The following is a 22,780-nucleotide window of genomic DNA, read 5'->3' on the forward strand; positions in this document are numbered from 1 at the left end:
AAAAGCTTATAATATAATCATTATAACGTATCTAAAAGCTTTATTTTCATAAAAATGACGGTAGACGATAAAATTCAACAAGCTCTAATAGAGTTAAACCTTAGTGCTAATAACAAACAAATTAATCTCTGGATTGAATATCTTAAGCTGCTTGAAAAGTGGAATAAAGTATACAATATGACCGCTATAAAAAATTTTGATGACATGCTCGAAAAACATTTATTTGATAGTTTGTCCGTAGCTAAATATATAAAAGGCTCGACAACCGTAGATGTCGGTACAGGAGGTGGTTTGCCAGGAGTAGTTTTGGCAATTTTGTATCCAGAGCATAAATTTACCTTAGTAGACAGTGTTGGTAAAAAAATCATGTTTTTAAAAAACGTCAAAAAAACTTTAGGGCTGGTAAACATAGAGCCAATGAATATTAGAATTGAAGCTTTAACTGGTTCGTTTGATAATATTATCTCTAGAGCTTTTAGCGATGTTGAGACCTTTTATGAACTATGTAAGCATTTTTTAACTAATGATAACCAAATGTTAGCTATGAAAGGAGCTGATTGTGAGGAGCAAAACTTGCTTAAACTACCACTAAAAGTGTCAAAACATGAAATAAAAGTACCTTTTCTAGATGCGAAAAGAAATTTAATTATTATGAGAAAATAAACGATGTTTGATAAAGAATTTATAAAAAAATCTTATGAAAAAATTCTATCTCAACTTAATGGCAAAGCTAAACTTTTAGCAGTAAGTAAATATCAATCTATTGAAAAAATAAAGTTTTTAAACTCTCTTGGACAAGCTGATTTTGGTGAAAATTACCTTCAAGAGCTAGAACAAAAAGCTTTGGAGCTACCAAATTTGATTTGGCATTTTATAGGATCGCTACAGTCAAAGAAGATAAAAAAGATAGTAAAGTATGCAAACGTTATTCAAAGTGTTGAGAAAATAGAGCATCTTGATAAGATAAGTTTTAACGCGGTTGAACAAAATAAGCAAATAAAAATATTTTTACAAATAAATATCGATAGTGATCCAAACAAAGCTGGCTTTAACTCCAATCAAGGTGAAGAGGTTTTAGATTGTATAAATTATTCTAAAAACCTAAAAAATATTGAGGTAGTAGGCTTAATGTGTATGCCAGCTAAACATACAGATTCCAAACAAAGCTTTGCTAAGATGCAACTGTTCTTTGATAAGATAAACTCACACTTACCCACTGGGGTTAAATTATCTGAACTATCAATGGGAATGAGCGCTGACTACGATATAGCTTTAGCATATGGTAGCACAGAGGTTAGAATTGGAAGCTCTTTATTTGGAGATAGAGTCAAGAGTTGAATCAAATTTTTTAAAGTTAGCTAGTGCAATGGCAACGAATTCTTTTTAAGCTGAACAAACTTTTCTTTTTGATAGTACATAAATATTTTTTGGTTTATTATAGCAAAATAATATTGTGAAATAAAAAAATGGAAACTAATGAAACAGTATAAAATTATAGTTTTGCTGAGTTATATAAGTATAGCTAGTGCTTCTGCAGTTATCATAAATCCAGCTTTACCTCATATTTCTAAAGAGCTTGGATTAGCTACTGGACAAGTTGAGTGGTTAGTTAGTATATTTCTAGTTGGGTATGTTATAGGACAAATTATTTATGGGCCAATAGCAAATAGATATGGCGAAGTCAAAGCTCTAAGGTTCGGCTTAGTTTTGAATTTGCTAGGGGTATTACTTTGCTTGGCAGGAGGTTATGTCTTTTCAATGAAAGTATTACTAATTGGCCGATTTATAACGGCTCTTGGTTCATCAGCTGGTTTAGTATGTACTTTTATCATATTAAACAACTCAGTTGAGCCAGCAAAAGCAAGATTGGCACTGTCATATGCAACTATATCATTTGCTCTGGCTTTGAGTTTGGCTATATTGATAGGCGGTTTGGTCGATAGTTACCTACATTGGAGAGATTGCTTTTTTGTCTTACTGGTACATGGATTGATTATGTTTGGGTTAAGCTTTATGTATACAGATAGTGAAATTCAGAGAAAAACTTTAAATATAAACAATATTCTTAGTGGATATATAAATGCTTTATGTAATTTCAAACTAATAGTGTTTTCGTTGGTTATAGGAGTGATGTCTGTATTTAGCTATTGTTACTCAGCCGCCGGTCCTTTTATTACGTATGATCTATTTGGATTTAGTAGTGCTGAATATGGAGTTTGGAATTCATTAACTATGGTGGGTATTATAGGTGGATCTATAGCTGTGGCAAGGGTTATTAATAAATACAGTGATTTGGCTATATTAGGTGTGGCTTTGCTTGTTATGGCAGGTTTTCTAGGATTTTTAAGTTTTATGTATTTAGAAGATTTACTAACACCAGTTATATTTTTTATGATAGCAACGCTTATGTATTTTACCTGTAGTTTTATTTATCCTACAGCATCGCATATAGCGTCAAATGCTATTAAAGATAAAGCAAATGCATCAGGGTGCTATGAATTTTATTAATATGGGGGCAGCTGTAATAGCTGTATCTGTAATGGGTTATTTACCTTTTGACTATATCTGGAAATTTGTATTAACATGCATAGTTTTGCCAATAATATGTTTATTTTTACTTTCATTGGTAAAACTGAAAGACTAATTACATGTGGTTTTTTATTTTAGATAAATAATTATTGTTTTATATACCCTAGCTATCAAAAACTTTATATAGTAGAATTTTCCCCATAGTTAAGTTGCTTTTTTACCTATTTATGACTTCTTTAGAAAAAATAAATAATTATTTTGAAAATAGTATTCAAGCAAAAATAGAAACAGCTAATATTTTGCCACCAGCAATTGCTCAAGCAGCAAAAGCTATGGTTTCATGTTTGGAAAACGGTGGCAAGATACTTGTTTGTGGTAATGGTGGCTCAGCCTCTATAGCTCAACATTTTTCATCTAAATTATTAAGCCATTTTGAGCTGGAAAGACCACCTTTACCAGTGATTGCTTTGACTGCAGATAGCTCAACTATTACAGCTATTGGAAGTACTTATGGTTTTGACGAAATTTTCTCGAAACAAATTGCTGCTTTAGGTGATGAGGGAGATATTTTGCTGACTATTTCGGTAGGTGGTAGTTCAGCAAATATTTTAAAGGCTATAGAAGAAGCACATGATTTAGATATGCAAGTAATAGCATTAACAGGTTCAAACGGTGGAATACTACAAGGTGTTTATGACTTGCATGATATTGAACTGAGAGTTCCTTCTGAAAATATTGCAAACATTCATGAAAGCCACCTTCTTATAATACATTGCTTATGTGATATTATTGACCAAAGACTTTTTGCTGGTTTAGAAGATTAGAAGATGTATTGTAGAATATATGTATTAGTTATTTTGTTGCTATCTACTATGCTAGGAGGATGTGGCATAATCACACCGTATACAGCGCCAGTACCGCAAGGAAAAGTGATTAAAGATAAAAAGCTTTTTGAAATCAAACCAAATATGACCAAAGCTGAAGTCAAATACATATTGGGTTCTCCAGATATTATAGATACTTTTAACCCAAATCAGTTTATATACGTTAATACGTATAAGGCACATATGCAAGACGAAAACTTTGATGAATCTAGACTTATACTAACTTTTGATAATCAGGATAAACTAGTAGGAATATCTGGGAACTATGCTCCACCAACTAAGGATCCTGTGTTCTAAAGACCGTTGTTTATTTATTATCAATAAAGCAAAAACGGGGCAGCTAAAAAGCTAATAGCTACGTCACCTGGTTTTTAGTGAGAGCTTTAGTAAAACCAAAAATCCATATTTTAATCTAGCTTGTGTATGTTACATAGCAAATGAAATTATTAAAGAATAAGATTTGATTTTATGGTTATTGGTAGTTAAGCAGCTGTAGCGAGAGCTTTAATTTTAGCACTTAGACGAGATTTATGTCTAGCAGCCTTATTTTTGTGAATTAAGCCCTTTGTAGCATATTTATCTAGAAGAGGGATAGCTTTTGCAAAGTTTTCTTTTGCAGCTTCAACATCACCTTTTTCTATAGCATAAGCAGTTTTCTTTAAAAAAGTTCTCATTACTGAACGACGAGCAACGTTGTGTTTGCGGTTGTTTTCAGCTTGTACAATTCTCTTTTTTGCTTGTTTTGAGTTAGCCAACTTTATTTCTCCAATTAATTTTTAAATTTTAAACTTTATATAATTTTGGTTTCTCCTAAAGGGGATATGCGAAGAAACATCAATGTATAATCTAATAGCTAAAGTATTTTGCATATATTATTTTTTTTTGTCAATAAAAATCAAAAGATTATTTTTCTGGATAGGGCATTTTTTTACAACTTGAGCTTGTTGGTATGAATTTTCTAAGGCTTTATGGCAAATATGGAGTTTTACATATTTAATAATTATTATGCTTAGGTCGTATTCTCAAAATTTACTAAATAGTTGAAAGAGAGATCGTTATTACAAGCTAGCTAGGAAAACATTTAACCCTGTATTAGAAAAATATAAGCATTCAATAATAATGTATGAGCATGAGTTTGATCCATTAGCTGATCCGAGCCAGTCTCGTCGTTGCTTAAAATGTGAAGAATTAATTTGGTGAAACTGCTGCCTAATTATTTTGGCGAACATAGGCAGGGAATCGTAACTTCTATATTTAATTTTACTAAAAAATAAACAAAAAATTAAACTTTGTTATATAATTATTTACTGTATTTTACTTATTGAAAACTTTTTTGAAAATAATTTAACATGAGTGGTTATAATAACTTAAAAGAAAATATAAAAGATATATCAACTAACTGTGATTGGGGTAGCTATTATAGTCTCCTAGAGTTACCACAGGGGCTATGTTTTGGACTTAGTGCTATGTGGGGGCAAGCTTGTTTAATAGGAGAGGCAGAAACTTTTTATAAGCGTTTAGAGTTATTAACCAAAGATTACAGTTCTCCAACATCTAGAAAACTAAGTGCTATAATAAATGAGCACGTTAAGTACCAGCGAAAAATGCCTTCTAATAGTAAATCTGTAGCTCAAGCTAACTATTACATAGAAACCAAGATAGATGATTTGGTAGTTTCTATAAGAGCTTTTTTAGATGGCTTATTAGCGTATCATTGCCCTTTTAATACGTTTTTAAAAAGCTCTGAATATAATGGAATAACAAGTCTTAGCATATTAAAATCATCTGTCTATGTAGCAAATAATAAATTAACATATAATATTATTAAACCATATAGTCCAGAAAATTTCCCATTATTACAAGTGTATAATGAACCATTCTATGGGGGCATTCCAGAATATGCTAACTTTTTCGAAAATTTAATTTCTAAATGCATAGAGTCTAGACACCATTTCTATATCCTTTTAGGAAGCATAAATCATGCTATAGCATTAAGTTATGAAAATGGTTATTTACTAGTTTATGATGCTAATAATATGCATCGTACAGAGATTAGAGCTAAAAGTCTGTTGGTTACCACATCGCGTAGTTATGAAAAACTCTCTTGTGGAGTATTTAATAGTTTTGAATTTAATGTAAGAGATTCAAATAGATTGGCTTTAAATGTTTCAATTTATATAAATTCGAGTCATTATAAATCCAAATTTTTTATTTATGGTGATAAGGCTGAAGCATTAAATTTCACTCAGATAAAAGAACATATTGTTAAGCTACTTAAAAGACATATAAGTAGCAGTATGGCTATTGGATATGGTAATGATAGGATTTTTAAGGTATTGAAAGAGGTAAATAGCTCTAAAAGTGTAACGGAAATATTCTTTTTCTTAACTAAAGAACAAGAGTCAATAAGAGGTGTTAAAAACTTATCAATAACAAGCGGAAATTATGAAGATGGTTGTAATAGTAAAGCACACAAATTAGCTGAAGGATATAGCTATTATGACATAATTCAGCAAATTACAGAATATATTGAAGAAGGATTCAGAAAGGGCTTGGATCTTAGATGTTATAGAGAGAATCTTGTTAACGGAATTATAAAGCAAGAATCCTGGAGGAATGATTATTTATTCTGGCTTGTTTGTCAAAATGGCCATAAGGACATAGCTGAGTTATTAGTAGGTCATGGTGCTAACATAGGCTTTGCCGATAAAGATGGGCTTACTCCTTTATCTATAGCTTGCCAAAATGATCATGTAGACATAGTACAGTTATTATTAGCCCGTGGGGCTAGTCCAAATATTGCTAGCAATAGTGGCAAAACTCCTTTATATGTAGCTTGTCAAAAAGGTCATACAGATATAGTAGGATTATTATTAACATGTGAAAACCTAAATACTTCGCCACAAATGGTTAGCCAATACTTTAGCGGGGGGTGTGATAGAGATTCAAACAATATGATATTAACAAGTTTAAAGAATGTATTCCCATGGTTTAATATTAATACTACATGGAATATGGATTCAGGTGGGAAATTAACTTTAACTCCTTTAATCTACGCTTGCAATTTTATGGATAATAGGAGCATATCGTGGCTTTTAGAGAGCTATAAAGGTTCAATCAGAGACACTGTAAGATTCAGTGGAAAGAATGCGTTAGAGTGGTACCTAACTCATCAATCTCAACCAGGATATGACTTACAAATAGAGCAAGAGTTGAAAAAATTACCAAGATAAAATATCGAGTAAGCATGAAGGTTAACTTTAAATAACATAACTTAGTCTAGTCTTTACTGTGAATATTAGCGATAATGTACTTTAATGTAAGAGCAAACAAAGATCTAAATGTCAAAACTAAATCCTTATTTTGGTGAGTTTGGGGGGCAATTTGTACCCCAGGTATTAGTACCAGCCTTAAACCAATTAGAACAACAGTTTATAAAGGCCCAAAACGATGAAATTTTCCAACAACAATTTAAGGAATTATTAAAAGAATATGCTGGCCGTCCAACAGCTTTAACCTTAACAAGGAATATAGTTAAACAAACAAAGACAAAACTATATTTAAAAAGAGAAGATTTATTACATGGTGGAGCTCATAAAACTAATCAGGTTTTAGGTCAAGCTTTATTAGCAAAGCGAATGGGTAAAAAGGAAATAATTGCTGAAACAGGAGCAGGTCAACACGGCGTTGCAACAGCTTTAGCTTGTGCTTTGCTTGATCTAAAGTGTCGTGTCTATATGGGAGCAAAAGATGTAGAGCGTCAAAGCCCTAATGTTTTTAGGATGAAACTAATGGGTGCAGAGGTTATACCTGTACATAGTGGTTCGGCTACTTTAAAAGACGCTTGTAATGAAGCTTTAAGAGATTGGTCAGCTAATTATCAAAAAGCACATTATTTATTAGGCACTGCGGCAGGTCCTCACCCTTTCCCAACTATTGTAAGAGAGTTTCAAAAAATGATTGGTCAAGAAACTAAACAGCAAATCTTAGAAAAGGAGAATAAGCTTCCCGATGCTGTAATTGCTTGTGTGGGAGGCGGTTCAAATGCAATAGGTATGTTTGCTGATTTTATAGATGAAAAAGAAGTCAAACTCATAGGCGTTGAGCCAGCGGGCAAAGGTATTGATACAGGTGAGCATGGAGCACCATTAAAGCATGGTAAGCTGGGAATTTTCTTTGGAATGAAAGCACCACTCATGCAAGATGAAAATGGCCAGATACAAGAATCTTACTCTATTTCAGCAGGTTTAGATTTTCCTTCTGTTGGGCCACAACATGCATATTTACAGTCTATAGGTAGGGCTGAATATGTATCTATTACAGATGATGAGGCTTTAGAAGCTTTTAAGTTATTATCTAGAAAAGAAGGTATTATTCCTGCTTTAGAGTCATCTCATGCTTTGGCTTATGCACTTAAGCTTGCTTCTGAGAATCCAGAAAAAGAGCAAGTACTAGTAGTGAATTTGTCTGGTCGTGGAGATAAAGATATTTTTACAGTGCATGATGTATTAAAGCAAAAAGGAGAAATATAGTTATGGATAGATACACACAGTTATTCCAAGCTTTAGAAGCTAAAAAACAAGGTGCTTTTATCCCTTTTGTAACTATAGGAGACCCTAATAAAGAGTTATCTTTAGAAATTATAGATACATTAGTTAACGCTGGAGCAGATGCTTTAGAGTTAGGGATACCATTTTCAGATCCTTTAGCAGATGGTCCAACTATCCAAGAGGCAAATATTAGAGCCTTAGACAGTGGTATGACACCAGCTGATTGTTTTGATATTTTAGCTGAAATTAGACAAAAGTATCCCGATATACCTATCGGATTGCTTTTATATGCCAATCTCGTTTATGCAAAGGGTATAGAGAATTTTTACAAAAAATGTCTAGATTCTGGAGTTGATTCTATACTAGTTGCCGATGTACCAGCTCATGAATCTAAAGAGTTTTTAGATATTGCTAAAAAAGTAGGTATTTCTCAAATATTTATAGCACCCCCCGATGCTGATGATGATTTACTCCAGCAAATATCTGGAATAGGTAGTAGCTATACCTATTTATTATCCAGAGTGGGTGTAACAGGCGCAGAAACAGCAGCCAATATGCCTGTAGAAAAAGTCCTTGCTAAGTTAAAGCAATTTAATGCCCCTAAGCCAATATTAGGTTTTGGTATTTCTAAGCCAGAACAAGTTTCTCAAGCTATACAAGCTGGTGCAGCTGGTGCAATATCTGGCTCTGCTACCGTTAAAATAATTCAAGAAAATTTGGGTAATAAAAAGGATATGCTTTCTAAATTAGGAAGTTTTGTAAAGCAAATGAAAGAAGCTACAAAAAAAGTCTATTAACGTGAGGTTCAGTTTTTATATTAATGAAAAATATATATTTAAATAAAAATATAGGTAAATTAACATAATAATTTAATAAATTGTAAAGTTGAAGGTTTATTTTTTAAAAAAATTTAAGTAAAATATAATTAATTAGTTGAACAAAAGCACCTTTAAGATGAAATGCCCTTACTGTAAGGTAAAATTACCGAAATACATTGATCATGATTTTAAATCTTGTAAGCAAAAACTAATTCAGAAAAGTTATTATGATGGATACTCGATTAGTGAAGATGATATCGGTTGCAAAGTTATAGGTGAAGAAACCTTAAGTTTACGAAAAGATGGTGTTTTAAATCTTTCACAAAATGTCCAGTCTATTCAGTATAAGATTCTGTACTTAGGTCTTAGCCAATGTTTACTCTTCTTTGAAGAAAGAGACCCTTTATTTTTAACACACTTTAAAAGCGGGGATATTGTTTGTGGCCATTTTGATGTTAAAGGGAATATTTTAAGACATCCAGTTCTAATTTTATCTGAAGGTGAGCAAGTTAATGATAATGTAATAAAAATTGTTAACAATATTCTTAAAGACCGTATGCTTTCGACGTGTATGTGTTGCAAACAGAAAAAACATTTAGGATTTTATAAATTATTTTTTTCAGTTCATAAGCCAGCAGAAGAGCCGTTAAAGCAAGAGGATCCAAGAGGTAAAATCAAACTATGGTAAGGTGTAGGTCAAATTACCAACTACGTTTTCTTTTTCTGGAGTTTTCTTCCTAAGTTTTTCTCTTCTTCTAAATTAAGCATACCTTCATCTTCGCCAACCATTAGGTTTTTTATATCGACATCTGTTTCTTTTTTCTCAATGAGCTCTGCTCCTGTAGCTTCAAAATGTTCCTTTTTAAAGCTATTCCAGTCTTTATCAGCTTGAAATAGATGCTTGCAGGCTTGTTCGATAAAATAATTTTTATCTTTTATATTTGCCCATTTTAAATACTCTAAAATTTCAGTAGCCACACATTCGTCAATTTCGAAGTTTAGAGTTACTTTATTTTCTTTTTCGACTCTCTTTTCTTTACCCTTTATGATAGACATATGACCTCCAATCAGATGTTATATTATGGTTACATTTTATCAAGACAAAATAATATATACAATAAAACGCGCTAAACAAGGTATAGTTACTAAAAGTTTTTCCCAATAGTCTTGTGATCCTCGAATTTCTATTTTTAACGTATAGAAATAGTCTCTATAGTCTACCTAAGCATTTTATAAGAGCTTTTTACGTAAGTTTTTTTGTTTATGTAAAAAACATAAAAGAGTTGACCAACGTGATCCGGATATATAGTATTTCTTTTATACTATATGTAATTATTTAGCTTTAGGAACTCATATTTAACTACATGTAGAGAGCGTTTATAAATTTTTCATATACGCTTTATATATTGAAAAATGGTCGTATGACCTTATATAAATAAGATGCATAAACAAAAAATTATATTGTAAGGAGGATTATGGATATAAATAAGTTCACCATAAAGCTTCAGGAAGCTATAGCGGAAGCTCAATCTTATGCCACTCAACAAAAAGCTACTGAATTTGCGTCAGTACATTTGTTAAAAGCATTTTTAGAGCAAAATGATAGTGTAATAGCAGCTATTTTGAGTGTGTGTGAGTTGGATATACAAGCTTTTAAAAAAGCTGTAAATGAAATGGTAGACGCGGTAGCTATATTAAAAGGGGATGGTAATCCACAAGTAAAACCATCGAGAGATTTAATTACTACATTGCACAAGATGCAAACATTGGCAAATGAATATAAAGACGAGTTTATCTCAAGTGAATTATTTTTGTTAGCGTCTCTAGAAGATAGAGGTTTAACAAGTTTATACAATAAATTTGGGATAACAAAAAATAAAATTACTAAGGCGATAAGTGAATATCGTGGAGGAGAAAAAGTGAGTAGTCAAAACCAAGAAGACATGAAAAGCGCGTTAGACAAATATACTGTGGATTTAACGGAACTTGCAAAAAAAGGCAAGATAGACCCTATCATTGGTAGAGATAGTGAAATTCGTAGGGCTATACAAGTATTACAACGCCGTACAAAAAATAATCCAGTACTTATAGGTGAGCCTGGGGTGGGTAAAACGGCTATTGTAGAAGGTTTAGCTCAGCGTATAGTAAATAATGAAGTTCCAGAAGGAGTTAAGGGTAAAAAAGTTTTATCTTTAGATATGGGTGCTTTGCTAGCTGGAGCAAAATTTAGGGGAGATTTTGAAGAGCGTCTAAAAGCTGTTTTAAAAGATTTATCCAAGCAAGAAGGTAATATAATTTTATTTATAGACGAGTTACATACTATGGTTGGAGCTGGTAAAGCTGAAGGCTCTATGGATGCTGGTAATATGCTTAAACCTGCTTTAGCTCGTGGTGAGTTAAAGTGTGTTGGTGCAACGACTTTAGATGAATACCGTGAGTATGTTGAAAAAGATCCAGCTCTAGAAAGAAGATTCCAAAAAGTTTTAGTAGATGAACCTACAGTCGAGGATACTATAGCTATACTTCGTGGCTTGAAAGAAAGATATGAGCTGCATCATCGTGTTAATATCACAGATTCAGCTATAGTTGCTGCAGCCACTTTATCTCATAGATACATAACAGACAGGCAACTACCTGATAAGGCTATAGATTTAGTAGATGAGGCAGCAAGCCAAATCCGTATGGAGATTGATTCTAAACCAGAAAAGATGGAGCAACTTTATAGAAGAATTATTCAATTAAAGATGCAACGTGAGCAACTTAAAAAAGAAAAAGATGAAGCTACTAAGAAAAGATTAGAGGCTCTTAAGGAAGAAATAAAGGGCTTGGAATTTGAGTATAAAGGGTTAGAGGAAATCTGGAAATCTGAAAAGCTTAAAATGCAAGGAGCTAGTCAACTTAAAGAAAAACTTGAAAAAGCTAAGTTTGAGCTAGAAAAATGTCAAAGAGCCGGTGATTTGAGTAAAATGGCAGAGCTTCAATATGGAAAAATACCTGAATTAGAAGCTCAGATTAAGCAAATAGAGCAAACAGAAGCAGGATCTACAGAGAATAAGCTTGTTAGAACTTCTGTAACAGAAAATGAGATAGCAGATGTGATTTCTAAAGCTACTGGTATACCTGTATCTAAGATGATGGAAGGAGAAAAAGAGAAACTTCTAAATATGGAAGAATTCTTACATAAAAGGGTTATAGGCCAAGATCAAGCAATAATAGCGGTGTCTAATGCTGTTAGAAGATCCAGATCTGGCTTGTCTGATCCAAATAAACCTATAGGTTCATTTATGTTTTTAGGCCCAACTGGGGTAGGTAAAACAGAATTAACGAAAGCTTTAGCTGAATTCTTGTTTGATGACCAGGATGCAATGCTTAGAGTAGATATGTCTGAATTTATGGAAAAACATACTGTTGCAAGACTAATAGGTGCGCCTCCTGGATATGTTGGATATGAGCAAGGTGGTTACTTAACAGAACACGTTAGAAGAAGACCTTATTCTGTAGTCCTGTTGGATGAAGTAGAAAAAGCTCATGCAGACGTTTTTAATATACTGCTGCAGGTTCTAGATGATGGTCGTTTAACAGATGGTCAGGGCAGAACAGTAGATTTTAAAAACACTGTGATAGTTATGACTTCTAATCTTGGTTCTCATAAAATCCAAGAAATGCAAGGGCAAGACTATGAAACTGTAAAATCAGCTGTTATGGAGATGGTTTTAACTTACTTTAGACCAGAATTTGTGAATAGAGTTGATGATGCTATCGTCTTTGAGCCTTTAGATAAAGGAATGATAGAAGAAATAGCTAAGATACAAATTAAGCGTTTGGAAAAACGTTTGGTAGATCTAGAGATTGGTTTAGAAGTTACACCTGAGGCTATGGATAAACTTGCGGAAGCTGGGTTTGATCCTGTATTTGGAGCAAGGCCACTTAAAAGAGCTATCCAAAATAATTTAGAAAACCCTCTAGCTCTTAAATTACTAAATAGTGAGTTTAAAGCAGGTGAGAAGATAATAGTTAGTGTAGAGGCTGATAATCTTATTTTTAGTAAATAATAATCAGAACCTAGTCATCTTTTGCCGAATAAAGAGCCTTTTTCATTTATGAGGTGAGCCACTTATACTCAGAATATCTATTTCCAATAAAAATAATACCATAAATAACTCTACTTATTGTTTACTTTAAATTAATAAAATAATACAATAAATTTATTTTTTTATAAAATAGTTTTATGTTTTTTAATATGGAGTATATCTCCTTTCTAGAAATGAAAAAAATTACTGTTCCAGAATGGTATAGTAATTTTTTAATGAATAAGAATATACAGATTTTCATTACTAATTCTAAAAACGTTACTAGTAATGATAAACTAATGTTCCTAACCTTTTCATGCTTTAGTCATAAAATAGACGTTACCAAAGAATTGTATGCAGGCTTGTTAGAAAGTTATGAAGAAAAATCTAGTTTTAAAGATAAAGATAAAGATAAAGATAAAGAAGCGGTATGCATTTATGCTATTTTAAATCAAGATCCGACTATTGTTATTGGTTTTGCACAAATTCTTTATGAAGCAGGTACTGTAAAGTTAAAAAATTTGGCTACTACAAATTCCGTTAAATATATAAAAGAGTCGCATCTTTTAAGAAATAAATTTCATCTAATAGGGAGTTGTATGCTTACTGCGATATCGTTATATTCTTCATATCTAGATAAGGATATACACTTTATAGATGGCTCTCATAATTATTATGATCAGTTTATTCCTTACGGGCTTATAAGGGTTAATGATACTAACAATTTTATTATCCCAAAAGGTAAAACTATCCCTCCACAAGACTATTATGATAAAAAAGTAACTAAACTAGTTAACAGTAACCCTAGGTTACATATTGTTGAACATTACATGGATACTAAATATTATATAAACCTTGTGAAAAAACATAACGAGACTTATATTACTAGCCCACAGTCTTTTAATAAATTTGGTTTTCAAAGTCAACCATCACTTAATAAATATTTAGAAGATCAAAAATACAAAATATTAAAAAATTACTTTAAAAGTTGGCGTGTAAAGGTAGAAGACTTTAAAAAAGTTCAATATTACTTAACAACTTCAGTTGAATGTAGCAATAAAAACTGTAACCAATACATTTCTTTGCATCAAAACAAAAAAGTTGTTTTTTGCAGTAAGTGTCATACTCGTACTTACGTGAAGTCACAGTTAACTTGAATGTTTTTATTATATACCTTAATAAAAAATATTGTATATAGCACAAATGAACTTAAAGATATTTTTCAAGTATAATAGCGCTACATACTCATCCTGGTAACTATTAGTAAAAGTTTAGCAGATATGTTTCAGATGAGAGAATTCATTTGGTAGTTTAGGGTATATTAGGTTAAAATCTACTTGGTTATTATAATATGGTTTTAGGAGGTATCCTCCTAGGCTTATGATTCATAGGGCAGTTTAGGGAGTGTACTTTTACGTGTTCTTATACAGAGAAATATTGCCTATATATTGCTTAATAAACGAGGTGTAACGAAATGAGCGATATATTTATAAGTTTTAATGGCGACTTTAAACCTACTATAACTGTTAATACTTCTACACACACGTTTCCTTTTATTAATAAGGAAATGAATGTAACAGATAATATATTTGTAAGTGAATTTAAAATACAAAATCATTCTTCAGCTTCATTTACTGGTCCATTTATCAAATTTAATCCTACTGGTGGAATGAGTGAAAAAAATAAAGAATTACTAATTAATCAACTCAGAAAAACAGAAATTAATGAAAAATCTAGGATTTATATCGAGGCCCATGGGTCTTTAGAAGACGATTTTTTAACACAAAGAATATTGGCTATAAATAGTAAACAAATTCCTTATTATGAAAACAATAAAATTTCAGCCAAAGATATTACAGAAGTTTTGTCCAAATCGACACAGGTTAGGTCAGGGTTGGGTATATATGTGGTTGCCTGTCATTCAGTTAGATTTGCCAGTGAATTAATAAATGAGTTGGATAATGCTGGTTTTAGAAAAATATACACAGTTGGATTTTTGTCAAAAACAATAATAGACAGTAATAGTATATCTGCCACGCAAAACAAAGAATTTACGTTTAATATCGAATACGGTGAATGTGATGGTTCTTACAATGAGTTTGATAACAAAACCGCTTATTTTAATGAGCATTTTGGAGGGTTAATAGAATCGGTGCCTTATGAAATATATAAAAAACACTATCTAAAAAATCAAAACTTCCCTCCGCGTGAAGGAGATATTTTAATTAAATCATTACTGGAATTTAAGCTCAATATAATTGATGTCTTGTCAAAAGTAGACGAAATTGATATAAATCATTTGAAAACAATATCAAAGCTTACTGTTAGCGAAGGAAATAATTTTTTTAACTCACTTATTTATATTTTTAAACAACTTAATTTAAGTAGATTTTACCAAGAGCTGGTGTTAGATTGTTTTAAATATTTAACGACTATATTAAATTCGCAACAAAAAAATAATTTTCTTTTATTCAAAAACATTGCACATAGTACAAATGATAAATATATTGTTTCATATTTAGACCAAATGATATTTACGCAAGTAGATTAATTAGAAAAGACATGCACTAAAAAACATTCCTTTCTTGAAAAACTTAAAATATTTAGGTTTCTAAAAAAGAAAAAAGGGTTTACAATATCATTAAATTATGAGAGATTTAAATAAAATAATTGGAACAATAGAGCGAGGAAAAATATGGATAATATTGCTTTTAAAATACAGCTAGGAGTCATTCTCCCAAAAATGGAAGAGAAAATATCTAATTCAACACTAGAAATTTTTGATGAGCTTGTAGGTTTTGTTAAATCCGGCGAAGTTGATGGAGGGGAAATCAATATAGAGGAAATTAGAGAGATTCTGATTAAAGATTTCGAAATATTTCTAGATAAAAAAATAATCCCAAAATCTGAGAAATTAAAAAATAATAATGATAATTCAGCTAGCGATGAAGTTCAAGAGACAGATGCGGTTGAAGAGGAAGCATAAAATTTTTTGAGGTCTTTCATTTATACGTAAATGTTTAAACTTTAGAACTTTTCGATCTAATTATGTAAATTCACTTATATGAATCTCTGAATTCTATGCTCAAACTCGATAGCGAAATAAGGCATAGTTTCATTCCAATATCTTACAGGCATAGACCATTTTTTAGCCAAATTACCTAAAGTCAAATATGGCGTTTTTTTATGCAGAGTCATTCTTAGGAAATAATTTTTTATTTTTAATCGCTCTGCAATATCATATCCACTTTTTTTTGGAGATTGGTATCTAATTTAGGTGAGTTAAAAGGATCACAAAAAATCTCGGTGCCATCCTTTTTTATTCCGCAATTATAATTTGGATCAAAAGCCCGTGTACGAGCAACAGCATCTCTTGCAGCTTTAATTGTTAATTGTTTAGCTTCTATGCCTTTCCAACCTTGAACGCTAATGTCTTCTGTATTTTTTTGCATGTCAATTAACACATTTAAGTTTCCACAGCGATATGAAGGTAAGAGTCTATTCATTTTATCAATTTTATCTTTCCTGCGGCTATCGTGCCATACCCGCCGGAAAAATTTACCGTTTTTCTTTTCTAATCCTTTTAAATACTCTTGGATTTCCTCGCTTATTTCTGGGGCTGGTTCAAATGCTTCAATAGTGTGCTGCTTCGACTCTATAATACCGCTGTCTAACCACCCATTCCTTAGGTATCTCACCGCTTTTTCGCGATCTCCTTGTGTAGCGAAACCTAATGTTGGAAAAAAAGTGATTTCTTTTGTTCCTATATAATGAGAATCTCTAACCCAGCAACCCAGATTTTTACTTAATTTTATTTGAGCATCTCTTGGATTAGTATCCAACCTAGACTCAGTACCCCAATATAATTGGTTTTGATTATGTGTCTTTATAAATTCTCTGGCCTTTTTAATGATTTCATCATCATACTTATCATAAAGGCGGGAATGAGCGAAAAAAATATCAAAAGTTCCATGTTGAGATCTACCATAAATAGCTATACATTGGCAGCCAGTCAAATCATGGGTGGATATAGTGGTTATATGAGAAAATTCAATATTAGATATAAAGACCGCGCAGCCCGATGTTTTTTCAGAGCCTGGTCCTACAATTAAGTGGGTTTTATATGTTTTATCCATCTCAATATAGTGCTTATCGCCATACATTTCTATACCTTTGTATGCTCCTATAGCTCTTTGTATTGGTTTATTAGAAATGATGTTCCTATTATTATATTCTTTTTGTTGCTGTTTTTGCATAATGTTGTATTGGAAAGGCATTTCCTGGATAGATAAGTGAGTTGATCCACATCTATAGCATTGGTCTTTTTTAGAGTTACCAAACTGAGAAAGTGAATCCCACATAAATCCACAACTTTGACATTTTGTAACACTCATATTCTTAACTCCTATGGTCTAGAATAAATTAATTTGTTTGAATCAAAATTAGGTATTGGTAATAATTTACGCTATTTCCAAGATAGCTTTGTCTAACCTAAATAAATACATGCTATTAAGGTAATTTCTTACCATCAAACTTAATGCTAACAGGATTATTTACCTTAACACTAGTAAGGTATCTTAGCTCACCATTATCGTTTATATTAAAGAAAGTAACGTTATTACTGTTTTGGTTTGCAACTGCCATATAATCTTCATCTTCGTTTATATCCATGTCTCTTGGCCAATTACCATGAGTAGAATATGAGCTATTATATTTAAGTAATCCATCCTGGTTTACATCAAACAACGTTATATCATTCATACCTCTATTGGTTACGTATAAGTTTTTACCTTGCTTAGTTAGCATAATCTCAGAAGGGTAATTTCTTTCTACATTTAATTTACCTGCATAGCTTGGGATAGATTTAATAATGCTCAATTCACCATTATATGGATTTATTTCTAATATGGAAATTGTTGAATCTAATTCATTAGCAACATATATTTTATTATTTTTTGTTGATATAATCATGTGTCTAGGCCCAGCCCCTTTTTGTAATTGCAAAGACTGTATTTCGTTCAAAATGCCATTGTTGTTTTCATATACATGTATTAGATCAGTACCTAAATCAGTAGAGTAGACGTATTTTTTGTCATTAATAGTGATTGGATAAATTGAATGAGCATGTGATCTTGCTTGCATTTGTCCATATATCTTGGAGTCTTCATAAGTAAATATCCCGTTGTTATTACTAAATATTGATATACCACTACTTACCCCATTGGAGTCACCATAGTTTGCTATAAATATTTCATTACCAGATTTTGTAATATGTACAGCATTATTACCATTAGACGATATATTAGAAACTTCTTTAAGTGTTTTACCATCTTTTTCAAATGAGGTAACTTTTCCTGGCTCTATTTCATTTACTGCAAATACCATATTACCATCAATTAGTATATAAGATGGATTTGCTGCCTCAGCAGCTAGTGTCAGTTCAGATACAGTTTTACTCTCAGTAGAGAATTCCCCATAAAAAATTCCATCATTATTCGGTACTCCCCAAGAAGCATTATAGGTGCCTACATAAAAGGGAAGGTTTACTGCAAATAAATTACAGTTTAATATACACAAGCATAGTGCGATTAATATTTTTTTATACATCTTTATTGTTCTACAGTTTGTTAATGTACTTATAAATTTATAACATCTGTATATATATTAAAGCAATAAATTTTGATAGCCACAGTCTATAATTAACATCTTATGATAGTTTTTATAGTAGGTTATGGTCTATGGTCAATTACAACCAATTTGAATATTACAATTCAAGCACTCTCGTCATTTAATAGATGTTTTCACTACAAATTGGGTTTTAGTTTGTAATTTTTTACCATGTACTAAGTATATTTTCACAGCTTGGTTAAAAAAAAACTAAATAAATGATAATATGGTAATAGTCAAATAAGTTTTTATATTACATGATGTTTAAAGCTATAAAATATAGTTACTATGCCTTATTTTCAATTTTTTGTTTATTAATCAATACAGGTATAGTCTTTTTGCCTTTGATTTTCTTTTCTTTACTAAAGCTGGTAACACCAATCAAAAAGGTAAAATACTACTGTACAACTATAATACAGTCTTTAGCAAGTTTTTGGGTAAGTTTTGCTATCATTGTTACAAAACTTTTTTCTCCAACGGAGATTGAGCTAGAACAAAGTAAGGGGTTAAATAGCAAAGATTCTTATCTGATAATTAGTAACCATAGGAGTTGGTTAGACACTTTTGTTTTAATGTTAGCTTTTCATAAAAAAATAGCTTTTCCAAAATTTTTTATGAAATTTCAAATGTTTTTTGTCCCTGTAATAGGTCTGGTATGCTGGGCTTTGGAGTTTCCTGCTATGAGAAGATATTCAAAACAGTATCTTGAAAAGCATCCAGAGAAAAAGGGTCAAGATATTGCTAAAACAAAAGAGTATTGTAAAAAAATATCTCACAGACCAACAACAATAGTAAATTTTGTCGAGGGTACAAGGTTTACTGTTGAAAAGGCGTTAAGTAGTAATTATAAACATCTTCTAAATCCTAAAGCAGGTGGGGCAGCGGTGATTCTTAGGAGTTTGTCTGATAGAGTCAAGGGGATTCTAAATACTACAATTGTATATGATGACCCTAACCAAACTTTATGGGATTTTATGATCCGTAAAACCAAGAAAATTACAGTAAAAGTAGATTTTATACCGTTATCAGATATTCCTATAGGAGACTATTTTAACAATAATGAGGACAAGCAGGCTTTTCAAGATTGGTTAAATAATTTATGGTTTCAGAATGATAAATATATCGCTAAGCAACAAGAGATTAGTAGATAAGTTCCAACAGTTCCATAATCTATTAGAGGTTTGAATAATTTTTTATAGAACTTTAGGTATCCAAGAAAGCTCAACAAATAAAAATAAAGCTGAATATATCCCCATAAAAATGAAAGGCATGTATATTTCAAGCACTCTAATAGGTTTAAATGAACCTTTTTCTTCTGCTATGTGCTCTTCAGTAAGCCACACTCTTGATGGCAGACGTCTTTCTAAGGATGGTACGATACTACTTTTAATTTGAATATGATGCCTGAAGAATCTAATAATTTTCCACCAAGCGTAGCAAAAAACTAGTCCAGCAAAATATGGAATAATAACTAAAACAGGTGAAGGAGGATTATCTATATTTATGTTATTACTAATAGCTAGTGCTACGATACCTACTAAAAGTAAGTTTATAACTAGGAAAAAAAGATTTATTACAATTCTTCTATAACTTGTCCTATCAGTTAATTCAACATAGATGCGGTATTGTTCAATTAGTAACGCATTATATTGCTCATTGGAGAAATTACTTTCATCCTCATTACTCCATAGCTTATTTTGTATATCTTTTTGGCTAATCTTTTCCATTTTTTTCCTATGTCTTTATATTTATAAATCGAAGGTGCAAATCTAATGCTATTATATTTTATATTATTTATCAAATTTTTATCACTCTAGGCTACCTAATTTGTTCGTTATTTATAATATCTATTATCTTAGATGGAGCTGTAGAGCTTTTATTTGGTGTTATAAGTACGGTTATATCTTCAAAGGTTTTATCAATTAAATTGACATCATCAATAGGATGCTCACCGGATATGTTTGCACTAGTTGAAATAATAGCTCGCTCAAGCTTACTACAGATGTCTTTAATTGTTTTTATCCTTACTAAGCGAATAGCAATTGTCGGTTTTCCTCCAGTAAGCCAGCTTATACTTTGTTTCGCTGGAACAAGCCATGTGGTAGGAGTTTCTTGGATAGTAGATATTTTTTTAAATTGTTCTTCTGATAGTGAATCTTTATCTATATATTGTAAGAGATGTTCAAAACTATGAGAAATTATAATAAAGCCCTTACTAGAGCTACGTTGTTTTAGCTTAATTAGTTTGTTAACAACTTTAGGCTCTATAATACAGCTTAGACCATATACAGTATCTGTAGGGATACTAACTATTTCTTGAGCCATTAAGCAAGCTATAATCTTATCTATATCTTTAGTTAGCATATTTCATATTACATTATTTGTACTAGATGATATTTTATACTTGTATTGTAAATAAAAAAACCTACAAACTAAAATTTAGCTTGTAGGCTGTATTTAAATTAAATAGATAAATGATATAAAAGGCAATTATTTTTTATTTAATTGCTCTTTTATTAAATCACCTAAAGTTGTTGGAGTCATTTGTTCAACTTTGTAGTTAGTCTTATTAGTAGAAGAAGCTTCTTCCTCAACAGCTTTAATAGAAAGAGCAATACCTCTTTTCTTAGTGTCGATGTTGATAATCCTAGCTTCAACTTCTTGACCTTCGCTTAACTCATCACGAACATCTTTAGTATGGTCTACAGAAACTTCAGCAATTCTGATGAAACCATCTATGTTATTATCTTCATCAAGCATTACTACAGCACCATTTTCTTGTACTTTAGTAACTTTACCTTTAACTAAAGAGCCTTTAGGATGTAAGTTAACAAAGTTTTTGAAAGGATCTTCGGAAAGTTGCTTCATGCTAAGAGCTATTCTTTCAAGATCAGTATTTACAGAAACTAATACAGCTTCTACTTCGTCACCTTTTTTAAGTTCTTTAATAGCTTTTGCTGGATTATCCCATGCAACATCAGAGATATGCACAAGTCCATCAATCCCACCATCTAGACCAATAAATACACCAAATTCTGTTATAGATCTGATCTTGCCAGTTACCTTATCACCAGGCTTGTAATTTTTTTCAAATTCACTCCAAGGATTTGGTTTGCACTGTTTGATACCTAGAGAGATTCTATGGTTATCAGCATCTAGCTCTAGTACTATAACCTCAACTTCTTGACCAATAGATACAGCTTTATGTGGGTTAATATTTTTGTTTGTCCAATCCATTTCAGAAGTATGTACTAAACCTTCGATTCCTTCTTTAAGCTTAACAAAACAGCCGTAATCTGTAATATTAGTAACGCTTCCTGCCAGTTTAGCACCTACAGGTAGCTCTTTTGCGATATTCAACCAAGGATCTTCACCAAGCTGTTTAATACCTAGAGAGATTCTTTGTTTTTCTTTGTCAAATTTAATTACCTTAACATCTATTTCTTGGCCGATAGATAGTACATCTGTTGGATGACTAATTCTGCTCCAAGAGATATCTGTGATGTGTAGTAATCCATCAACGCCACCAAGATCGATAAATGCACCAAAGTCAGTAATGTTTTTAACAATACCTTTAAGAACACTACCTTCAGAGATTTTTTCAAGCATTGCATCTCTATCACCAGAGTTGCTCTCTTCAATAACAGCTTTTCTAGAAACAACAATATTGTTTCTCTTTGTATCAATCTTTACTACTTTAAGCTCGATATCTTTATCTTCTAAGTGAGCGACATCTTTGATGGGTCTTGTATCTACTAATGACCCTGGTAAGAAAGCTCTTAAACCTTCTACATCCATCGTATAACCACCACGTACGTGGTTAGTTATTCTACCTAGAACGGTTTCATTGCTTTCAAAAGCTTTTTCAATTCTGTCCCAAAGCTCGATTTTCTTAGCTTTGTCACGTGATAATCTAGTTTCACCACAGCTATTATCTAGTGCTTCAAGTACAACATTTATCTTGTCTCCTGGAGCAACTTCTATTTCACCACAGCTATTTTTTAGTGAAGAAACAGGTATGAATGACTCTGACTTAAGACCAGCATCAATCATAGCATATTCTTTATCAATGCTTACAACCGTTGCTTCTATGATTTTACCGACTCTCATCTCTGTTTGTTTCAGAGATTGTTCAAATAGTTCTTTGAAATTTTCTGACATTTTATTATTTCCATTCCAGTGTGGTTAGTTAAACATAGTTTGCTTGTGTCCCACTGGAAGTACAAAAAAACACGTAGCAAACAATTTTGTTAATGTATAAT

The 22,780-nt window shown here is 31.7% G+C and carries 20 protein-coding genes and 2 pseudogenes; 14 read left to right on the forward strand and 8 right to left on the reverse strand.

Annotation, left to right across the window (positions count from 1 at the left end):
• Positions 1–54 precede the first annotated feature (54 nt).
• The 5 genes and pseudogenes from rsmG (at position 55) to FRA_RS00370 (ending at position 3,710) form a co-directional block, all read left to right on the forward strand.
• A complete protein-coding gene (gene rsmG / locus FRA_RS00350) occupies positions 55–663 on the forward strand; it encodes a 16S rRNA (guanine(527)-N(7))-methyltransferase RsmG (protein WP_035720654.1) in 609 nt (202 codons plus the stop codon).
• Positions 664–666: 3 nt separating this feature from the next.
• The gene (locus tag FRA_RS00355; protein ID WP_035720655.1) at positions 667–1,338 is read left to right on the forward strand and encodes a YggS family pyridoxal phosphate-dependent enzyme; all 672 of its coding nucleotides are present in this window, start codon (positions 667–669) and stop codon (positions 1,336–1,338) included.
• A 138-nt stretch (positions 1,339–1,476) separates the two neighbouring features.
• Positions 1,477–2,644, forward strand: a pseudogene (locus FRA_RS00360) (MFS transporter).
• A gap of 112 nt (positions 2,645–2,756) precedes the next feature.
• A complete protein-coding gene (locus tag FRA_RS00365) occupies positions 2,757–3,353 on the forward strand; it encodes a D-sedoheptulose-7-phosphate isomerase (RefSeq protein WP_035720656.1) in 597 nt (198 codons plus the stop codon).
• A 3-nt stretch (positions 3,354–3,356) separates the two neighbouring features.
• Positions 3,357–3,710 carry an outer membrane protein assembly factor BamE gene (locus FRA_RS00370; protein WP_155960892.1) on the forward strand — a complete coding sequence of 118 codons (354 nt, stop codon included), beginning with the start codon at positions 3,357–3,359 and terminating at the stop codon, positions 3,708–3,710.
• A 185-nt stretch (positions 3,711–3,895) separates the two neighbouring features.
• Here the strand turns inward: FRA_RS00370 and rpsT are convergent, their stop codons facing one another.
• Positions 3,896–4,168, reverse strand: a complete 273-nt coding sequence (gene rpsT, locus FRA_RS00375) for a 30S ribosomal protein S20 (protein WP_035720657.1) — start codon at positions 4,166–4,168, stop codon at positions 3,896–3,898.
• Between the two features lie 594 nt (positions 4,169–4,762).
• Here rpsT and FRA_RS00380 point away from each other — a divergent pair.
• The 4 genes from FRA_RS00380 to FRA_RS00395 all read left to right on the forward strand — a co-directional run bounded on the left by FRA_RS00380 (position 4,763) and on the right by FRA_RS00395 (position 9,469).
• Positions 4,763–6,646 (forward strand): ankyrin repeat domain-containing protein, encoded by a 1,884-nt coding sequence (locus tag FRA_RS00380; RefSeq protein ID WP_051686787.1) that lies wholly within the window; start codon positions 4,763–4,765, stop codon positions 6,644–6,646.
• Positions 6,647–6,754: 108 nt separating this feature from the next.
• Positions 6,755–7,945 carry a tryptophan synthase subunit beta gene (gene trpB / locus FRA_RS00385; protein WP_035720658.1) on the forward strand — a complete coding sequence of 397 codons (1,191 nt, stop codon included), beginning with the start codon at positions 6,755–6,757 and terminating at the stop codon, positions 7,943–7,945.
• A 2-nt stretch (positions 7,946–7,947) separates the two neighbouring features.
• Complete coding sequence (trpA, locus tag FRA_RS00390; RefSeq protein ID WP_035720661.1) at positions 7,948–8,760, forward strand: tryptophan synthase subunit alpha; 813 nt, start codon at positions 7,948–7,950, stop codon at positions 8,758–8,760.
• Between the two features lie 157 nt (positions 8,761–8,917).
• A complete protein-coding gene (locus tag FRA_RS00395) occupies positions 8,918–9,469 on the forward strand; it encodes a hypothetical protein (protein ID WP_035720663.1) in 552 nt (183 codons plus the stop codon).
• Between the two features lie 20 nt (positions 9,470–9,489).
• On the opposite strand, the gene FRA_RS00400 is transcribed toward FRA_RS00395, so the two are convergent.
• The gene (locus tag FRA_RS00400; RefSeq protein ID WP_035720665.1) at positions 9,490–9,837 is read right to left on the reverse strand and encodes a hypothetical protein; all 348 of its coding nucleotides are present in this window, start codon (positions 9,835–9,837) and stop codon (positions 9,490–9,492) included.
• 419 nt (positions 9,838–10,256) lie between these two features.
• Here FRA_RS00400 and clpB point away from each other — a divergent pair, with 419 nt between their 5' ends.
• The 4 genes from clpB (at position 10,257) to FRA_RS00420 (ending at position 15,837) form a co-directional block, all read left to right on the forward strand.
• A complete protein-coding gene (gene clpB / locus FRA_RS00405) occupies positions 10,257–12,833 on the forward strand; it encodes an ATP-dependent chaperone ClpB (RefSeq protein WP_035720666.1) in 2,577 nt (858 codons plus the stop codon).
• A 254-nt stretch (positions 12,834–13,087) separates the two neighbouring features.
• Positions 13,088–14,008 (forward strand): hypothetical protein, encoded by a 921-nt coding sequence (locus FRA_RS00410; protein WP_155960893.1) that lies wholly within the window; start codon positions 13,088–13,090, stop codon positions 14,006–14,008.
• A 317-nt stretch (positions 14,009–14,325) separates the two neighbouring features.
• Positions 14,326–15,402, forward strand: a complete 1,077-nt coding sequence (locus tag FRA_RS00415; protein ID WP_035720670.1) for a hypothetical protein — start codon at positions 14,326–14,328, stop codon at positions 15,400–15,402.
• Positions 15,403–15,546: 144 nt separating this feature from the next.
• Positions 15,547–15,837 carry a hypothetical protein gene (locus FRA_RS00420; protein WP_035720671.1) on the forward strand — a complete coding sequence of 97 codons (291 nt, stop codon included), beginning with the start codon at positions 15,547–15,549 and terminating at the stop codon, positions 15,835–15,837.
• Between the two features lie 74 nt (positions 15,838–15,911).
• Here the strand turns inward: FRA_RS00420 and FRA_RS00425 are convergent.
• From FRA_RS00425 to FRA_RS00435, 3 genes and pseudogenes are all read right to left on the reverse strand, one after another.
• A pseudogene (locus FRA_RS00425) lies at positions 15,912–16,083 on the reverse strand (IS256 family transposase); the annotation flags it as partial.
• The gene (locus tag FRA_RS00430; protein WP_035720673.1) at positions 16,073–17,245 is read right to left on the reverse strand and encodes a hypothetical protein; all 1,173 of its coding nucleotides are present in this window, start codon (positions 17,243–17,245) and stop codon (positions 16,073–16,075) included. The pseudogene FRA_RS00425 and the gene FRA_RS00430, both read right to left, overlap by 11 nt.
• 115 nt (positions 17,246–17,360) lie before the next feature.
• The gene (locus FRA_RS00435; RefSeq protein WP_035720675.1) at positions 17,361–18,458 is read right to left on the reverse strand and encodes a lactonase family protein; all 1,098 of its coding nucleotides are present in this window, start codon (positions 18,456–18,458) and stop codon (positions 17,361–17,363) included.
• Between the two features lie 320 nt (positions 18,459–18,778).
• Between FRA_RS00435 and FRA_RS00440 the strand changes: the two genes are divergently transcribed.
• Entirely contained in the window at positions 18,779–19,669 is an 891-nt protein-coding gene (locus tag FRA_RS00440) for an acetyltransferase (RefSeq protein WP_035720676.1), read from the forward strand.
• A gap of 42 nt (positions 19,670–19,711) precedes the next feature.
• Here FRA_RS00440 and FRA_RS00445 read toward each other — a convergent pair whose 3' ends face one another.
• The 3 genes from FRA_RS00445 to rpsA form a co-directional block, all read right to left on the reverse strand.
• Positions 19,712–20,245, reverse strand: coding sequence for an intracellular proliferation membrane protein RipA (locus tag FRA_RS00445; protein WP_035720678.1), 534 nt, complete (start codon positions 20,243–20,245; stop codon positions 19,712–19,714).
• 91 nt (positions 20,246–20,336) lie between these two features.
• Positions 20,337–20,882, reverse strand: a complete 546-nt coding sequence (locus tag FRA_RS00450; RefSeq protein WP_035720680.1) for an L-threonylcarbamoyladenylate synthase — start codon at positions 20,880–20,882, stop codon at positions 20,337–20,339.
• 126 nt (positions 20,883–21,008) lie between these two features.
• A complete protein-coding gene (gene rpsA, locus FRA_RS00455; RefSeq protein ID WP_035720681.1) occupies positions 21,009–22,679 on the reverse strand; it encodes a 30S ribosomal protein S1 in 1,671 nt (556 codons plus the stop codon).
• Positions 22,680–22,780: the final 101 nt, after the last annotated feature.

Source organism: Allofrancisella heilbronnii (assembly GCF_000710735.2).
Taxonomy (GTDB): Bacteria; Pseudomonadota; Gammaproteobacteria; order Francisellales; family Francisellaceae; genus Francisella; species Francisella frigidaquae.

Excerpts from the sequence above, each read along its gene's own strand:
- trpA (WP_035720661.1), top strand. The coding sequence starts at position 7,948 with ATGGATAGATACACACAGTTATTCCAAGCTTTAGAAGCTAAAAAACAA.
- FRA_RS00365 (WP_035720656.1), top strand. The coding sequence starts at position 2,757 with ATGACTTCTTTAGAAAAAATAAATAATTATTTTGAAAATAGTATTCAA.
- FRA_RS00430 (WP_035720673.1), bottom strand. The coding sequence starts at position 17,245 with ATGAGTGTTACAAAATGTCAAAGTTGTGGATTTATGTGGGATTCACTT.
- FRA_RS00450 (WP_035720680.1), bottom strand. The coding sequence starts at position 20,882 with ATGCTAACTAAAGATATAGATAAGATTATAGCTTGCTTAATGGCTCAA.
- FRA_RS00380 (WP_051686787.1), top strand. The coding sequence starts at position 4,763 with ATGAGTGGTTATAATAACTTAAAAGAAAATATAAAAGATATATCAACT.
- FRA_RS00445 (WP_035720678.1), bottom strand. The coding sequence starts at position 20,245 with ATGGAAAAGATTAGCCAAAAAGATATACAAAATAAGCTATGGAGTAAT.
- FRA_RS00415 (WP_035720670.1), top strand. The coding sequence starts at position 14,326 with ATGAGCGATATATTTATAAGTTTTAATGGCGACTTTAAACCTACTATA.
- trpB (WP_035720658.1), top strand. The coding sequence starts at position 6,755 with ATGTCAAAACTAAATCCTTATTTTGGTGAGTTTGGGGGGCAATTTGTA.
- FRA_RS00410 (WP_155960893.1), top strand. The coding sequence starts at position 13,088 with ATGAATAAGAATATACAGATTTTCATTACTAATTCTAAAAACGTTACT.
- FRA_RS00435 (WP_035720675.1), bottom strand. The coding sequence starts at position 18,458 with ATGTATAAAAAAATATTAATCGCACTATGCTTGTGTATATTAAACTGT.
- FRA_RS00420 (WP_035720671.1), top strand. The coding sequence starts at position 15,547 with ATGGATAATATTGCTTTTAAAATACAGCTAGGAGTCATTCTCCCAAAA.
- rsmG (WP_035720654.1), top strand. The coding sequence starts at position 55 with ATGACGGTAGACGATAAAATTCAACAAGCTCTAATAGAGTTAAACCTT.
- clpB (WP_035720666.1), top strand. The coding sequence starts at position 10,257 with ATGGATATAAATAAGTTCACCATAAAGCTTCAGGAAGCTATAGCGGAA.
- FRA_RS00355 (WP_035720655.1), top strand. The coding sequence starts at position 667 with ATGTTTGATAAAGAATTTATAAAAAAATCTTATGAAAAAATTCTATCT.
- FRA_RS00395 (WP_035720663.1), top strand. The coding sequence starts at position 8,918 with ATGAAATGCCCTTACTGTAAGGTAAAATTACCGAAATACATTGATCAT.
- rpsA (WP_035720681.1), bottom strand. The coding sequence starts at position 22,679 with ATGTCAGAAAATTTCAAAGAACTATTTGAACAATCTCTGAAACAAACA.
- FRA_RS00440 (WP_035720676.1), top strand. The coding sequence starts at position 18,779 with ATGTTTAAAGCTATAAAATATAGTTACTATGCCTTATTTTCAATTTTT.
- FRA_RS00370 (WP_155960892.1), top strand. The coding sequence starts at position 3,357 with ATGTATTGTAGAATATATGTATTAGTTATTTTGTTGCTATCTACTATG.
- FRA_RS00400 (WP_035720665.1), bottom strand. The coding sequence starts at position 9,837 with ATGTCTATCATAAAGGGTAAAGAAAAGAGAGTCGAAAAAGAAAATAAA.